Source organism: Geobacter sp. (genome assembly GCF_030834625.1).
GTDB lineage: Bacteria > Desulfobacterota > Desulfuromonadia > Geobacterales > Geobacteraceae > Geobacter.
On sequence record NZ_JAUQXO010000065.1, the window covers coordinates 1 to 15,710 of the forward strand.

The window sequence follows — 15,710 nt, forward strand, 5'->3', positions numbered from 1 at the left end:
CCAGCCCTGCGCAGCCTTATGATCTGGTTCCGCAAGGCCTCCTGCGCTTCTTGATTCAGTGTTCGTGCATCGATCTTTTCCATGCCCGAACGATATCACAAACCGGCTTTTTATGCACTATTTAATTGCCGTGGTAATAACGAGTATAAAGACTTTCTTGATCAACAGCATTATGCGGAGAAGTTCGATTCCAGATCAAACTTGCATTCTTCTGTTTTAGAAGAGTTCATGTACTATTTGTTCAAAGACATGGTCGCCGCCATATCTGAGTTTGCCTTGATTGGCAAGTCTCATTCCTTCAAAGATATATTTTTTAGAGCCACCTCGTATAATCAAATGATACTTACTCCTTATGCTTTGATTGAGAGAAAAGATCATGACTTTGCAATAGGAGTTACAGTCAATGCTGTAATGAAATGTCTTGGTTCTGAGGTCCCAGAGGAGCATGATTGGGATATCCCAGCTGTTGCAATAGAGTGCAAAACATATCTGGATAAAACGATGCTTCAGGACGCATCTACAGCTGCAGAACAACTAAAACAGAAAAACCCAAACGCTGTGTACATAGTAATAGCAGAGTGGTTGAAGCTCACGGATGCAGTTAACTTAAAAAAGTTTAAGATTGATCAAATTTATGTTCTCAGAAAACAGAAGAATACAGACCGTGAATTCAGATACGATGAGGATTACGTCAAGAATCCGATCTACGCTGACGTGGTCATTCACTGTTTCAACAACGTTCGTGCATTCCTCACCAGTGATTGGGAAGGTGGTGTAGCTCACGGTTTAGAGCGAGGCTACCTAATCTGAAAGCCAGCTCGTCTGACGGGGGAATTCCGGGGGAATTCCAGGGACATCATACCTAATTCCTCTGTCAGTACATAAACCCAAACACCCACAACGGCAGCTTGTTCTTAAAACCAACTTCGATATCATCCGCCACCACATACCCATTCTCAACACCACTAATCTGCCGGAAGCCCTTCACTTTGCCACCGATCTCGAAGGTGTACTGCCCTTTGACGATAAAGTCCCCTTGACCCGACACCTCAACAGTGCTCTCGATCAACTGCGGATGAATGGTACTGGCATTGCGGATCTGATTAACGAAGAACAGTTCCCGCAGTGAACCGGTATTTACCTCTTCGGAAATGGCATACATCAGGTTACTGTTCTCCAGCAGGATCTTTTCCGGTTTGGTCAGAACCTCGTAGCCTCTTCCCTGAACTGACAAGATTCAGCAGCCGGGCATCCTGCAATTTTTCCAGGTATTCGTACAGGCGCGGGCGGGAAATATCCGTTGCTTCGGCCAGCTTGGGAATGTTCGGCACGAATGGTACACCGGTTGACAGCAGGTAGAGAAGTTTTTTTATCTTGGAAATCTGCCGGGGCTCGATCCGGTTCACGAAGGGGAGATCCACCTCAAGGATGTGGTTGATGACCTTGCGGACCTTAAGAATGTAATAAGACTCACATCTCTATCCAGTAATTCCGGCATACCTTTCTCCGTTCAGACATTGGTCCCCCTGATCAAGCAGTCAACCCGCAGTTCAATTGACTTGTCATAAGCCATGGCTTTCACGAATCACTCTTCGTTGGCAATCCTGTCGAGACCTGGCGGACCAGATCTCTGACTTTCGCAAAATATTCTTCTTCGTTGGCCGGCAGGATAGTGTTGTGGTCGCCCCGCTGGAATATCACCAGCTCCTTTGGCTCATTGGCCCACTCGTAGAGCCGCTCGGCATGACTGACCGATACCAGGTCGTCATTGCGGGTGTGCATGATCAGCACCCTGCCGGTAAACGAGGAGATTTTTGCCTGCTGGTTAAAATGACGGCCAACTGCAGCCTTGAGTTCATCCATAGTTGCGCCCACGTCACGCGGTTCGATTCGGACCAGAATCCGCTCAAGAGGATCGGCCAGCCCGCTTTCAATGATGAGTCCTGCCGCCTGCGGATACAGTGAAGCGCCATGCAGGGCGTACAGGGAGCCGAGCGACCTGCCGAAGAAGATGATATCTTCCGGCGGGATGGCGCTTGCTTCAACGATCAGCCGGACATCCTCCAGCATGGCGGCCAACGCTGGCTCTCCGCTCGACATGCCGTAGCCACGGAATTCAGCCAGCAACAGATTGGCTCCCAACCCGGCAATGCGCTGCTCGAAATCCCCCAGATAATCCTGAACACTCTCGCCGTTGCCGTGGAAATGAATGATCGTCGGGAAATTATCGGAAACCTTCAGGTAGCGGCACCCCAGGCGGTAGCCATCGCCAGTGACGAAAAACGGATTCTCGAAATGGTTCGGCCAGGGATAGAAATAACGGGCGGAAAGAGTTGGATGATCGAGCAGTGAATTGTTCATCGCTTCTTGTCTCTCAAACTGTTTCCGTCATTCTGTACACTGCCTTGTCAGCGATCAGATCTGCCACCGCGGCAACGTATGCCTTGAAGTGCTGTGAGTTCATGTGCCTTTCGACACATTCGGCAGATTCCCAGTTCTCATAGAATATGAAAACTTCCGGATTATCATTGTCCTGGTGCAACCGGTATTCGATGCACCCATTCTCGTGCCGGGTTGGGGCGATCATTTTCAGGAGTTCGGCCTTTACCGCTTCTATCTGATCACTCTTTGCCGTGACCTTTGCCACTATTGTTACCTTGGACATACGTTCCTCCGTTCAGACATGAATAATATTAAGTTTTTTAGCTACTTCCCGGTCGATTAAATACATCATAACCATCGTAATCAGCATGGTACATGCAGTGACATAGCCAACGGTATCGTAATGCTGCAACGGCGCGTTCTGTGCGGGCTGAAAGACAATGAGCCCTGCCACGAATGAGGCAATACCTCCAGAGACCTGCTGTATCGCTGAGTTTATCCCCATGTATGCGCCGCGATCTTCGGCATTCGGCACCCCGGAGATGAGTGCGGATGATGAAATCATCCGGGAAGAGATCCCCATGAAAAGGATTACGTTCGTCAGGATTACTATCCAGATCGGATTCGGTCCCAGGTGGGTATAGATCGTCACCATCACCATCGACAACAGACTGCCGAAAACAAAGATTCGGTACTTCCCCAGCCGGTCACTGAGTCTTCCCAGGATCGGGCTGGTAACAATGGTAAACAGTCCGGTGATGAAAAAAATTATCGAGAGCCTGGTTTCCGGGATCAGGACATTGTTTACCAGAAACGCGCTGCTGAACGGCATGATCATGAAGCCGCCGGTGGCAAGCAGGATCGTTGCCATGAAGCCGCGGATGTAAAAGGGGTTGGATGCCGTATGCCAGAGGTGCTGAAATGCGCTTTTGTCATGCTTTCTACTGAGGTGGCCGGTTATCGGCTTCAATTTCAGGGCAATGAGAACCCCGATTACAGCTGCCAGTGCCGCAATCATCAGAAACGTGGCATGCCAGCTGAGACTGGTCGCAAGGTAGAGACCGATCGGAATGCCAAGGACCTGGCTCGCGGCAAAGGACATTTGCACAAAGCCCATAACCCGGCCACGGACTTCCATCCTGAAAGCGTCGGTGATTATTGCCATTGAGATCGAGCCGATGACTCCACCAAATATCCCGGTGATAATTCTGGCGCAGAGCAGCAACGGATACGTATGGGCAACGCCGCAGAAGAGAGTTCCCAGGACAAAGCCGAGATAGAAGAACAGGAGCATCTTTTTGCGGTCGAAACTGTCGGCAAATCCGGCGGCAAGCAGTCCTGATGTCCCGGCGCTGAACGCATAGACTGAAACAACCAGTCCGAACTGCGAGGTTGATATACCCATCTCCGGCATCAGGATGGCGCCAAGGGGTGAAAGAACCATGAAATCCAGGATGACGGTGAACTGCAGCAGTGAAAGAATTGCGATGACGAATTTTTCGTAGGCAGTGAATACCGGTTTTTTAATACTCAATTGGTCAACCTTTCGCTACCAGCCTTGTCCCAAGCTCATACGCCTTCCGGCAATCCTCGGGGAATACGGTTTTACAACGCTGCTTCTGTTCTTCCGGATCAAAATAGTTGAACACAACCTTGTCGTAATCCTCGAACTGGAGCGTTTCAAAGCAGCATTGTGTCTCACACTGCCCGAATATCTCCAGGTAGGATTCATTCATCCCATGATGAATTTTACCGCCGGAATGCACTGAACCCTGCCGCCAGTGGTATCGATTACATCTTCATAGTCGTTGGTCACCAGTATTGATTCTGCGGCTTCATGCCCTTCCAGCGGTTTCTGGAAACAGGCCAGCTCCCGAGCCGGTGTCGTCTGCATGATCGGCCACCGATACACTTAGTGTTTTCAGCGAAAATATAACCGGTATATCGGTGAGTCAAGGATTGGTTGCCAATCAATTATGCGTCAACACCTAAATGCACGCTCCGATACGTTTGCAAATCGCCTGGCGCGGGGAAGGGAGCCTGCTGGCGGCATCTCCAAAATGTTCCCTATATAAAACAATATTTACTTGAAAGCGTTTATTGCATCACATATGATACATCCATGATGTTCATGATCGGTGAAGAAATACGCAAAGAGCGCAAGCGCCGGAAGATATCCCAGGAAAAGATGGCGAGGGATCTGGGGATGAGCCGCGCCACGATCAGCCAGATCGAGTCGGGAACCGTCCAGGAAATCGGCGTCCGCAAGCTGATCAGGATACTGGAGTATCTCAGCCTGGAGCTGCGGGTGCGGCCTGCTGGAGCCCCTCCGACCTTGGATGAGCTTAGGGGCGAGAAATGAGCGCGCATGCTCTGGCTGTATGGGCCGCTGCCTGCCGGGCCGGCCTTTTGGATCGGACCATGGACCAGCGGCAGTATGTCTTTGCCTACGATCAGGCCGCCGAGCGACTGGATGCCCAGGTATCGCTCACCATGCCGGTGCGCCTGGAGAGCTGGCTGAGTCGGGATCTCCACCCTGTTTTCCAGATGAACCTGCCGGAAGGGGCGCTCCTTGAGACTATCCGACGCGCCATCGCAAAGCTCGCCGGTGAAGACGATCTGACCATACTCCGCATCACCGGCGGCAACCAGATCGGACGCAACCGCTTTTCCTTGCCGGAGGATTCTGCTCCCGGCATCGCGGAAACTGCCGAATCGCTGGAAGAGCTGTTGTCCTACCCCGACACGGAGGAACTGTTTCACGACCTGGTAGCCAGGTATGCCCTCCGGTCCGGCATCTCCGGCGTGCAGCCGAAGGTCATGCTGGACGCGACGGAGCGGGGAACCGCCGCCGTCGGCGGTTACATCGTGAAATCATGGGGAGCCGATTATCCGCACCTGGCGGCGAATGAATTCTTCTGCATGACCGCAGCCAGGCGGGCCGGCTTGCCGGTGCCGGAATTCCATCTCTCGGAAAACGGCGGGCTGTTCGTGATGAAGCGGTTCGACCTGGACCCGGAAGGATCTCCCCTGGGCTTCGAGGATATGTGCTCACTGCAGGCCGTGGGCACGGCACAGAAATACGGCAGCACCTATGAACGGGTAGCGCGGTCGATCAAGGATTTCGTATCGGGGGAGTTCCTGCAGTCATCCCGCGAACAGTTTTTCGCCTCCCTCGTCCTGTCCTGCATGATACGGAATGGCGATGCCCACCTGAAGAATTTCGGTGTACTGTACGAACGGCCCGGGCAGCCGGTCCGGCTGGCACCCGTGTACGATATGGCAACAACGACGGCCTACATCCCTCGGGATGTCCCTGCGCTCTCCCTGACAGGCACCAAGAAGTGGTGGCCCCGGAAGACCCTGGAGAAATTTGCTGTGACTCACCTTGCATTGCCGGTTGGTAAGGTGGGGCACATTATCGAAGAGGTGGCGGAGGGAGTGAACGACACCCGGGACATGGTGGCTGCGTACATGGCGGGGCACCCGGAGTTTCAGGAAGTAGGGAAGCGGATGCTGACCGCCTGGAGCGAAGGAGTGACGGAAACCTTTTCCGAATGAGCTCGGCAGCGTTCATTCCAGGATGCTGTCCAACACGCTGCTGCTCTCGCCTAACGACGCAATTTCAGATTGGGGCCTTGCGGTAACGGCATCGAACTTGCGATAAATTCCACAAACGGTTTAATTTCCCCACGCGAACTTGCTGCCTCAAGGGCCGCCATGTAATCACTCCGCTGTTCAATCCGGATTACCGTCCACGGATACCCGCCAGAAGCCAGCATGGCATTCATCAGGAAGCGACCCAATCTCCCATTGCCGTCAAAATACGGATGGATGTACACAAACAGAAAATGTCCCAGAACGGCTCGTACTGCTGCGTTGGGTTCAGTCTCCAGCAGGTCGCACAATTCCGGCATCATGTCACGGACTGCATCCTGGGAAGGCGGAACATGGGTTGCCCCCCTGATCAATACCTTGTCAGTCCGGTAACCGGCAAGATCCGCCGGTTTCAGGAATCCGGCATCGACATTGGGCGCGAAAAGGCTGCGATACCATGAAGGGTGATCCCGGCGGAAAGCTGCACCGGGTTTTGCCCCTGTCAAAATGCTTCTGATCGTTGCCTTAACCTCATTGTGGGCAAGCCAGTAGCCATGAGCTGCCATGGCGTTCTTCATTTCCGCGTCAGAGTCATTACTGTCCGGATTCCAGTCGCCGGTGGCAACTTTTTGAATAAGTTCCGGGGTGACGCGGTACCCTTCGATTGAGAGAGAGTGATAGGCATCGGTCTTGTAGTTTTCCTCGACGGCTTCCATGAATTTCTCAATGTCGGTCGGAATGCCGGGCTCTGGCGGGAAAGAGTCCAGAACGGTCTCTCGCATTGCCTGCCACATGAGACGCATCCGCAGGACGTAGGGCGATTGGGCTCTGGAGAACGCCAGGCTTGGCGGTGTGACACTGAAGGGATTTGACTCATTGACCACAAATCCTGCCGCTCGCATGGTTGCCAGCACATTGTCCGCGAGATCTCCGCGCCCCGACGCCCGCAAGGCCCCGGCGAGACGCCCGGCAACAGTGCTATGGCCCCCTTCAAGCAGTTCCCGGTTGAGATCCGACGCATCCCGCAACTGATGAAGAGCGATATGGGCATCCTGGGCATAGGTAGTGAAAAATGCTTCCGGCACCCGGATGAGTGCCACCGGCAGTGTTAGAACGCGGATTCGTTCCACCACCTGGATTTTCCCGGCGGGAATATTATCCTTTACCTTGTAGTCCAGAATCGAGCAATTGTTAGGCAGCTTCAGCAGGCCGTTTTGACCAAGCGGCGAATGGATCACAACCTGCTGCGGTGTAATACTCTTTCCCGTGTGCAGAAACAGTGAGTATTCTGCTGACACATGCCATTGATCACCAAACCGCTCTGTGCAATAGCTCTGGATGAAGTCACGCATCGCCGCATACCATGGTGTGCTTTCACCGGTCTCTTCGCCAGGTCGGCAGGGCATATACCAACCCTTGACAATCGGTCGGAGGAAACCGTTCTTGACAAGACTTTCGCGATGGATACGCGTCAAGTCACCTGATTTTATGGCGGTTTTTCCGTCGTCCTGCAATTTTTTCAGGGCAGTTAAAGCATCGGCAAGCCTGCGTTGTGCCGGTGTTGTTGCCATTGCATATCTCTTTCATTGCTAGATTATTGTGACTTACGGTAACTAGATTATAGCGTATTGTCAACGCTAGGTTATTGTGTGTTGCAGCAACAAAATTATTCTGTACAAAAATGAAAAATGAAAGAAGCCACGCCGGCGAGTCAGCGCCGCGCATCGGGTAGAGCGTCCGGTTTCCTCTACTTTAAACTAACTATCCTCTCGATTCATCATCACTCCTTCTCACACGATAACCCTCCTGCTGACAAAGGGCCGTAGCCGGTCTTCATTCATGGAAACGCCGAGACCCGCATCCGAGGGACGTTCCGGCGGGCGTCCGCCGTAGCCGAACTGCAGCAGGGGGACCGCCGGATCGTGCCGCAGCAGATGCCGCCCGAAGCACCCTTCGCCGTAGGTGACCTGACCGACGGCGGCGATGAGGATGAGCTGGGCCGCGCTCAGGAGCGAACTCTCGCCGACCTGGCAGCCGATCTGGACCGTCAAGCCCGCCTCCAGCGCCCGCCGGCACCGGTTGTACGAGGCCAGCAACCCTCCGCACTTGGAGATGCGCACATTGACTGCGGTGCAGGCTTTTTCAGCGATCAGGGTCTCGAGGGACTCGGCATCGGTGAGACTCTCATCGGCCATGACGCCGAGTCCCGTTTCCCGGACCAGGCGGGCCAGTCCGGCAAGGTCGTCGGCGGCGACGGGCTGTTCGAACATTCGTACCCCGTTGCGGGCAAGTTTCGGCATGATCTGCAGGGCGGTCTCCACATCCCAGGCCATGTTGGCGTCGGCCCGAAGGTCGCAGCCGGTCCCCAGCAGGCGCCGGGCGAAAGCCACCATCCGTTCCCCCCCTTCGTCATCTACCTTCACTTTGACCTGGCGGATGCCGTACAGCCGGCACGCAAGGGCGGTTTTCATGAACGTGAGGCCCGGGGTCGCCGAAAAGACCGCGCTGTAACGAAAATCAGCAGGAAGTCGGGCCCCCGGCACCAGCTCGATGGGGGTTTGAAATTCGCGCCCGAAGGCGTCGAGCAGGGCCAGGTCCACGGCCGCCCAGGCTGCGGTCTGCCGGATGTGTGGGGGGACCCAGTCGGCAGGCGCTTTGCCGTCGCACTGGCGCAGAAAGGCGAGGACCTCCTCGAAGCCGGCGAAATTCATCTCCTTGAGGCGCGGCAGGACCTTGCTCGCCAGCAGGTCGAAAACCCTGTCGCGGGTTTCCCCGGATACATAGTGGCGGGGAAGGCACTCGCCGAAGCCGGTGTGGCCCGAGGTGGTCACGCATTTGAGTATCAGGCTTTCGGAGGTGGTGCGCACGGCCGCCGCGTGGGCGAAGGGCCTGCGAAAGGGGAGGTCGACACTGAAGAGCTCGAACTGGGCGATGCCGGCCATGGTCAGGGCTCTTCGACCGAAGCCAGCCAGTGATCGAGATCGGCAAAAAACCGGTCCCGGTCGGGACTGAACTCCAGGATATGGCGTGCATTCTCATAGCGGATGAGCGCCTTCCGTGCGGCGGGGAGGCTCTCGAACCAGGCGCTGTTTTTCTCGCTGTCGGAAATGGGATCCGCTCCGGCAAGGGCGACGAATACCGGCATGGTCAATTTTTCGGTATTCGCCGAAAGGTAGCGGCGGGCCCGGAAGATCTGCCAGTAGAAATCTCCCGTGGCCTCCCGCAGGGCCAGGGGATCGGCGGCAATGAACCGTTTGTAGTCGTCCAGTTCGGAGAACCACTCGGTTTCCAGGGGGGAGGGGACGGCGAAATCCATGCTTCCGGCCGGCCAGAGAAGGATTCTCACGGTCTGCCGCCAGGCAAGGGTGGTATGGGTGTAGATCGCCGGGGAGGTGAGGATGAGCGCGCGGATCCGGTCGGGATGCCCGGAGGCGTAAACCGCCGCCGGAATCGCCCCGAAGCAGTGGCCGAGCAGGTAGACCTGCCCGGTGCCGTGCCGTTTCATGGCTTCTTGGGCGACGGCATCGATTTCCCGGGCCCAGGCCATGAAGTCCTTGCTGTCGCCGCGGGGGGCCCGGCTCAGTCCCGAACCGCTGCGATCAAAGGCATAGACCGGGTGCCCCCGGGCGGCCAGGAGGGCGGCCGACTGGACGAACCATCCGGAATGGCTCTGGAGCCCGTGGGTCATGAGCACCGGCGACAGGGTCCCCGCTGCTCCGAAAATCCGCACCGGGATGGCAGCCTCCCCCGGCCCGGGCAGGAAGGCTACCTCGCCTTTGGCCAGGGCTGCGGCCATCTCCTTCGGCAGGGGGAGTTCCTTTCCCCAGGATTCGGAAAGATCCGCAGGCCCAGATGGGGGAATGGAAGCCACGCAGCCGGAGGCGAGAACGGACAGCAACAGAAGTAAAACGTGTCGGATTACAGCTCCCATGGGATTGCCTGTCATAGTTATCTGCCAGTGTTGATTACCCTTTAGCCATGAGCACTTACATTGACAATTTAACAGGCAAGGGCATACTTGCAACAACTCAGGCCGATTTTAAAGGTTTTGGTACATTTTCCCGAAGAGGGAAGCCCACACAGTAAGGAGATAGTAACCATGTCCCTCGCTTCCCTGGCAATGCGGTTCGTGAGCCATCAATCCGCAAAGCGATTCGAAGCGGCCACCTGCGACCCGGCCCGCATCCAGCAGGAAAAGATTCTCGACATGGTCCGCAGGAACGCCGACACCGAGTACGGCCGTCGCTACGGTTTCGGTTCAATCAAGACCATCGCCGACTACCAGAAGCAGGTGCCGGTCATCACGTATGAGGATATCAAGGCCGACATAGACCGGGTGGTGGCCTGCGAGAAGAACATCTTTACCGCCGAGGATCCGGTCATGTTCGCCCAGACCAGCGGCACCACCGGCGACCCCAAATACATCCCGGTCACCCCCACCTGCCAGGGGCGCGAGCATAAGGACGTCATGCGCACCTGGATGGCCCACGCCCTGCGCGACCACCCCGATATCTTCGATGCGAAGGTGGTCACCCTGGTCTCGCCGGCGATCGAGGGGCATACCACCTGCGGGCTTCCTTTCGGCGCCACCTCGGGGCACATGTACAGGAACATGCCCGGCCTGGTCAAGCGCGCCTATGCCATTCCGTATGACGTCTTCGAAATCTCCGACTATACCGCCAAGTATTACGCTGTCATGCGCCTCGCCCTGGAGCAGGACATCCGCTTTCTGGCCACCGCCAACCCTTCCTCGATACTCAAGCTATGCGAAAAGGCCGATGAGTTCAGCGAAGAGTTCATCCGCGACCTTCGCGACGGCACTCTGTCGGAAAAATTTGATGTCGAACCACGAATCCGCCAGGCCCTGCAGCACTTGCTGAAGCCGAACCCGGCCGTTGCCCGGCGTCTGGAAGAGGCCCGCAGGCGGCGGGACGGCCGTCTCATCCCGGCCGACTACTGGCCACGGCTCAGCCTGATCGGCTGCTGGAAGGGTGGTACGGTGGGGCATTACCTGGATACGTTCCCCGAGTGGTTCGACCCCGAGGGGCGGCGCCCGGTACCGGTGCGGGACTGGGGGTTTCTCTCCAGCGAGGCGCGCTGCTCGGTTCCTCTCTCCGACGAGGGGAGCCAGGGGGTGCTGACCGTGGCCAGCAACTTTTTCGAGTTCGTCCCGGTGGAGGACCTGGAGGCGAAACCGGACTCCCCGGAATCGTGGAATGTCCTGACCGTCGGCGAACTGGAGCAGGAGAAGGACTACTACATCCTCATCACCACCACCGGCGGTCTCTACCGCTACGACATCAACGACGTCATTCGGGTAACCGGGCGCTACAACCAGACCCCGCAGATCGTCTTTCAGCGCAAGGGGCGCGGCATGACCAACCTGACCGGCGAAAAGGTCAGCGTCAACCAGGTCATAACCGCCGTGCAGGAGGCCGCCAGGGAGACCGGCACCACCCCCGAGCACTTCCGCGCCGAGGCCGACGAGGAAGCCAGCCGCTACCTGTTGAGGGTAGAGTTCACCACCCGGACCAGCCCGGAAACCGCCAGGAAGTTCCTCGAAGCCTTCGATCGGCAGCTGAAGGAGATCAATATCGAATACAAGGCCAAGCGCGACTCGCTGAGGCTGGGCAACCCGGTCCTCCATCTCATGCGCGAGGGGTGGTACGAGCGGGCCCATAAACAGCAGGTCGAAAATGGAATGCGCGCCTTTCAGGTCAAGACCCAGCTTCTGGCACCGCTCCCGGAAGATACGGCGAAAATTCGGCCCGAGCTCGAAGCTGTGGTGGAACTGACTGGGGCAGTGCAACCCGGTCCTCCATCTCATGGGCGAGGCGGGGAACAAGCGGACCCACAAGCAGCAGGAGAGCATGCGCGTTTTCCAGGTCAAGACGAAGGGGCTGGCACCGCTCCCGCAAAAGACGGTGGAAATTCAGTCCGCGCTCAAAGTCGTGGTGGAACTCGACGGGAGCTGGGCCAGGAGCCGGTCGCCTATCCGAAAAATCGCACTGCCGGTCGCCGCGGCCTGCTCTGGGCGGTCATGGCGACCATCCTGCTGGTCTCCGCAGTCGGGGCCTGGCGCTGGCTGACCGAATACGACTTTGGAGTGGCTACCGAGTTGAGCCGGGTCGAGGCGCTGCAGGCGCTGTGGCCCATCCGTCTGGTCTTCTGGGGCCTTCTGGCCCTGCTCGCTACGCTTCTCCTCGCCCTTGCCATTTCCTTCCGAATTATTAAACAGCTGCGCCGCCACATCGTCCAACTCGGCCAGTACACCCTCGTGGAGAAGCTCAGCGAGGGGCCCATGTGCACGGTCTACCTGGCACGCCATGCCATGCTGCGTCGCCCGACGGTGATAAAGCTGTTCAAAGGGGACCAGACCGATACCGATGGCCTCGCCCGTTTCGAGAAAGAGGTTCATCTCACCAGCGAACTGACCCATCCCAACACCGTCACGGTCTATGATTATGGCCGCACTCCCGATGGGGTTTTCTATTATGCCATGGAATACCTGCCGGGGATTGATCTCGATCAGTTGGTCAGGCTCGAAAAATCAGTCCCCCCGGCGCGGGTGGTGCACATTCTTCGCCAGGTGTGCGCCTCGCTGGCCGAGGCCCATGGACGCGGCCTGATCCACCGTGACATCAAGCCGCAAAACATAATCCTCTGCGAGCGCGGCGGCATTCCCGATTTCGTCAAGGTGCTCGATTTCGGCCTGGTGCAGAAGGCCAAACGGCCCGACCCCGTGGAAGCGTCCGGCCAGGGGGTTTTCGGCTCGCCCGGCTACATAGCTCCCGAACGGCTTACCAACCCGGAGCTAACCGATGCCCGGGCCGATATCTATTCGCTGGGGGCGGTGGCGTTTTTCCTGCTGACCGGCGACATTCCCTTTCCCGGGTCCAGCAACACCGAAATCTGCAACCAGGTGGTGCATGCCCCGCCGCCTCGCCCCTCGGAGCGCTGCGCGGTCCCCATTCCCGCCGCGCTGGATGAGCTGGTTCTGGCCTGCCTGGCCAAAAACCCCGATGATCGTCCGAGCAGTGCCGGGGAGGTCGCCACCCGGCTGGCTTCAATGGATTTTGCCAACGAATGGTCGGACTCGGAAGCCCGCCGCTGGTGGCAGGAGAATCTCCAGCAGATCCGGTCCCTCGGACTGGAGGTCCAGCCGTCGGCGTCGATCGGCGCTCGAACCCTTGATATTGATTGGAGGCGGCGTCAGTCTGCGGGATGAGCGAGTCTTCACATCATGGTTGCGTTCCGTAGGTTGCCTCAATGCCTCCTGCGATCTGCCGCTGTCCAGCGGAAGAAGGGGAAGCCAGCGGGTCACAAATGACTTTCTCTATATCATCATGCGCAAATCCTGAACCTGGTGATGGGGCAGTGGATCCCTCATTGATACTGGAAGCTATCCGATGAGGGTCTTTGCCAACCTGTTCCTGATCCTGTTTCTTGCTGATGGGGGGATCTCCCTTCTTGACGAGATCGTGTCCCTTCTCTTTTCTCCGGTGTTACCCCTTGCGGAAGCCAGAAGCATCCTGGCCAACGCGGTCATCTTCATGGCGGTTGCGGTTTATCTCTGCCTCGGCATCGACCGGCGGCTCCCCAAGCGGGTTTTTATCCCCCTGTTTGTCTTCTTGTGCCCCCTGTTCACCTGGTTATTTTCGTCTCTCGCCGGAAACCGTGCCTATGGACTCTTTGCTGCGGCCGCACAGCTCGCGCTCTGCATGCTCCCCCTCTCCCGTTTCCGAAATGCGGGGGGACGCAGTCTGACGATGCCTCCAACGATGTTTGACGCCCCGCTATTCAGCCTCAGGAACACCCTGATCTTCAGTGCGGTTAACCTGTTTGTCATTCCTGTTGCCCTGACGATGCTCATACTCTCCGCGGCCAACTCGTACATGGCCGAGTATACCTCGGGTTTCATGCGCCTTGGGCCTTGCGGGCTCTCCATGGCCGAGCGGGTCTACCGGCGCGACAGCCGGACAATACGGCTTGTAAGCATGATTCACATGGGGGAGAAGGAATACTATGACGGACTGATGGGATCAATCCCTCCGGGCAGGACCATCGTGCTGGCCGAAGGGGTCACCGACAACGGCAACCTGCTGCGTAACAGGCTGGATTACGGGAGAGTTGCCGGTTTCCTGGGGTTGACCTCCCAGGACACGATGCTTTTCCGGGGAAGGCTCATCGAGGAGGACGCTCTTGAGGCTCCGCAGGTCCGGGCTCGTGGCGCGGGGGAAGAGAAGCATGCGGGACCGGCCGATATCCTCAGGGCCGATGTGGATGTGAGTACCTTTCGTCCGCCCACCATCCTCTTCCTCGACACCATCGGCAAGCACCTGAAGGAGAGCCCCTCCCTCGTGAACGGGCTTATGACCATCAACACCTGGGCGAAGAAGAGCATCACCCCGCACATGTATGAGGTCATCATGGACGACATCCTCTACCGGAGGAACAGGGAAGTGATCCGCCATCTGGGGAAGGCCCTTGAACGCTACGACACCGTCGTCATCCCTTGGGGAGCCTTGCACATGAAAGAGATCGAAGAGGATGTCCTCAGGCGGGGATTCAAACTGCAAAAAGTCGAGGAGAGGGTCAGCATCGATTTCCGAAAGATGTTCCTGGGCAGGTTGTAGATGCCCGGCTATGGGGCAAACGCTTTTTCATTTTATGCGCCGAACTCCCTACCGAAGAATCCAAAAAATTACGCATATCCTCCTTCTGTTCGCAATCCCAGTAGCGCCACGGGCTAACGTTTCAATGCAATAATATGTTTTATATTCCCATGCGGCGAAAAAATAATTGCTTGACACCTAAAAAGTAAAATAGTACCTTTATACCAAATTAAGCGTTAAACGGGTTTTGCTGGTCAGCAGGATTTTGCTGAACCAGTGGGTTCAAGGGTTATGGAGCTGAGGATAACGAACCAAGGTAAAGATCGTGGAGGTTTCTATGAAAGTACTCGTGTGTATCAAGCAGGTTCCCGACATGGAGTCACGGTTCAAGGCAAACAGTTCAGGAAACTGGTATGACGAAGCAGATCTCGCCTTCAGGATGAATGAGTATGACGAGTATGCCGTAGAACAGGCCGTGCAACTCAGGGAGCAACTGGGAGACGCGGCCGATGTGACCGTGATCTCAATTGGCCCCGACAGGGTTCAGGAAGCGCTCAAAAAGGCCCTTGCCATGGGGTGCGATCGGGGCGTGCATGTCCAGGACCCGGTTTCGTCCCTCAAGGATCCGTGGCAGATTGCCTCGATCATTGCCACATTTGCCAAGGACAAGGGATTCGACCTGATCTTTGCCGGCATGCAGTCCCAGGACCGGGGGTCGGCCCAGGTGGGTGTAACGGTTGCCGAGCAGCTCGGCTATTCCTGTGCCACGACGTTGGTCGGTTTTGCCTGCAGCGATGGTGTCATCACGGCGAAGCGGGAGCTTGAAGGGGGCCTGAAGGGGGTGGTGAAGCTCAAGACGCCGGCGCTGGTTACCTGCCAACTTGGCCTTAATGTCCCCCGTTATCCAACCCTGCCCAATATCATGAAGGCGAAGAAGAAGGAAATTCTGTCCATTCCGGTTGCGGACATTCTCAAGGAAGAGGCGCTGGCTACCACGACCAGTGTTCATCCTCCGGCCAGAAAGGGTGGCGGCATCGTTCTGGAAGGGGACTTGAACGATATGGCGGCACAGCTCATTGGCATCCTCAAAGAAAAAACGGCAGTACTGAGATAGGA

At 56.7% G+C, this 15,710-nt stretch carries 14 protein-coding genes and 1 pseudogene; 6 read left to right on the top strand and 9 right to left on the bottom strand.

Annotated elements, in window-relative coordinates; genetic code table 11:
• Positions 1-138: 138 nt before the first annotated feature.
• Positions 139-810: pseudogene (locus tag RCH91_RS15180) on the top strand (Bpu10I family restriction endonuclease); the annotation flags it as partial.
• A 64-nt stretch (positions 811-874) separates the two neighbouring features.
• On the opposite strand, the gene RCH91_RS15185 reads toward RCH91_RS15180, so the two are convergent.
• The 6 genes from RCH91_RS15185 to RCH91_RS15210 form a co-directional block, all read right to left on the bottom strand.
• Positions 875-1,162, bottom strand: a complete 288-nt coding sequence (locus tag RCH91_RS15185; RefSeq protein ID WP_306535826.1) for a hypothetical protein — start codon at positions 1,160-1,162, stop codon at positions 875-877.
• Positions 1,163-1,166: 4 nt separating this feature from the next.
• Entirely contained in the window at positions 1,167-1,406 is a 240-nt protein-coding gene (locus RCH91_RS15190) for a hypothetical protein (protein ID WP_306535827.1), read from the bottom strand.
• A gap of 172 nt (positions 1,407-1,578) precedes the next feature.
• Positions 1,579-2,361 carry an alpha/beta hydrolase gene (locus tag RCH91_RS15195; RefSeq protein WP_306535828.1) on the bottom strand — a complete coding sequence of 261 codons (783 nt, stop codon included), beginning with the start codon at positions 2,359-2,361 and terminating at the stop codon, positions 1,579-1,581.
• Positions 2,362-2,374: 13 nt separating this feature from the next.
• Complete coding sequence (locus tag RCH91_RS15200) at positions 2,375-2,665, bottom strand: putative quinol monooxygenase (protein WP_306535829.1); 291 nt, start codon at positions 2,663-2,665, stop codon at positions 2,375-2,377.
• Between the two features lie 12 nt (positions 2,666-2,677).
• Positions 2,678-3,916 (bottom strand): MFS transporter, encoded by a 1,239-nt coding sequence (locus tag RCH91_RS15205; RefSeq protein WP_306535830.1) that lies wholly within the window; start codon positions 3,914-3,916, stop codon positions 2,678-2,680.
• 198 nt (positions 3,917-4,114) lie between these two features.
• Complete coding sequence (locus RCH91_RS15210) at positions 4,115-4,276, bottom strand: hypothetical protein (RefSeq protein WP_306535831.1); 162 nt, start codon at positions 4,274-4,276, stop codon at positions 4,115-4,117.
• A gap of 228 nt (positions 4,277-4,504) precedes the next feature.
• Here RCH91_RS15210 and RCH91_RS15215 point away from each other — a divergent pair, with 228 nt between their 5' ends.
• On the top strand, positions 4,505-4,744 hold the full coding sequence (locus tag RCH91_RS15215; protein ID WP_306535832.1) for a helix-turn-helix domain-containing protein: 240 nt from the start codon (positions 4,505-4,507) through the stop codon (positions 4,742-4,744).
• Positions 4,741-5,943, top strand: a complete 1,203-nt coding sequence (locus RCH91_RS15220; protein WP_306535833.1) for a type II toxin-antitoxin system HipA family toxin — start codon at positions 4,741-4,743, stop codon at positions 5,941-5,943. Before RCH91_RS15215 ends, RCH91_RS15220 begins: the two co-directional genes overlap by 4 nt.
• 50 nt (positions 5,944-5,993) lie before the next feature.
• Here RCH91_RS15220 and RCH91_RS15225 read toward each other — a convergent pair whose 3' ends face one another.
• From RCH91_RS15225 to RCH91_RS15235, 3 genes are all read right to left on the bottom strand, one after another.
• On the bottom strand, positions 5,994-7,550 hold the full coding sequence (locus tag RCH91_RS15225) for a Fic family protein (RefSeq protein ID WP_306535834.1): 1,557 nt from the start codon (positions 7,548-7,550) through the stop codon (positions 5,994-5,996).
• Positions 7,551-7,769: 219 nt separating this feature from the next.
• Complete coding sequence (locus tag RCH91_RS15230; RefSeq protein ID WP_306535835.1) at positions 7,770-8,921, bottom strand: mandelate racemase/muconate lactonizing enzyme family protein; 1,152 nt, start codon at positions 8,919-8,921, stop codon at positions 7,770-7,772.
• A 2-nt stretch (positions 8,922-8,923) separates the two neighbouring features.
• Positions 8,924-9,910, bottom strand: a complete 987-nt coding sequence (locus RCH91_RS15235) for an alpha/beta fold hydrolase (protein ID WP_306535836.1) — start codon at positions 9,908-9,910, stop codon at positions 8,924-8,926.
• Positions 9,911-10,078: 168 nt separating this feature from the next.
• On the opposite strand from RCH91_RS15235, the gene RCH91_RS15240 reads away from it, so the two are divergent.
• From RCH91_RS15240 to RCH91_RS15250, 3 genes are all read left to right on the top strand, one after another.
• Positions 10,079-13,207: a GH3 auxin-responsive promoter family protein gene (locus tag RCH91_RS15240; RefSeq protein WP_306535837.1), complete on the top strand. Its 3,129-nt coding sequence runs from the start codon at positions 10,079-10,081 to the stop codon at positions 13,205-13,207.
• 181 nt (positions 13,208-13,388) lie between these two features.
• On the top strand, positions 13,389-14,615 hold the full coding sequence (locus RCH91_RS15245) for a hypothetical protein (RefSeq protein WP_306535838.1): 1,227 nt from the start codon (positions 13,389-13,391) through the stop codon (positions 14,613-14,615).
• A gap of 316 nt (positions 14,616-14,931) precedes the next feature.
• Positions 14,932-15,708 (top strand): electron transfer flavoprotein subunit beta/FixA family protein, encoded by a 777-nt coding sequence (locus RCH91_RS15250; protein ID WP_306535839.1) that lies wholly within the window; start codon positions 14,932-14,934, stop codon positions 15,706-15,708.
• Positions 15,709-15,710 lie beyond the last annotated feature (2 nt).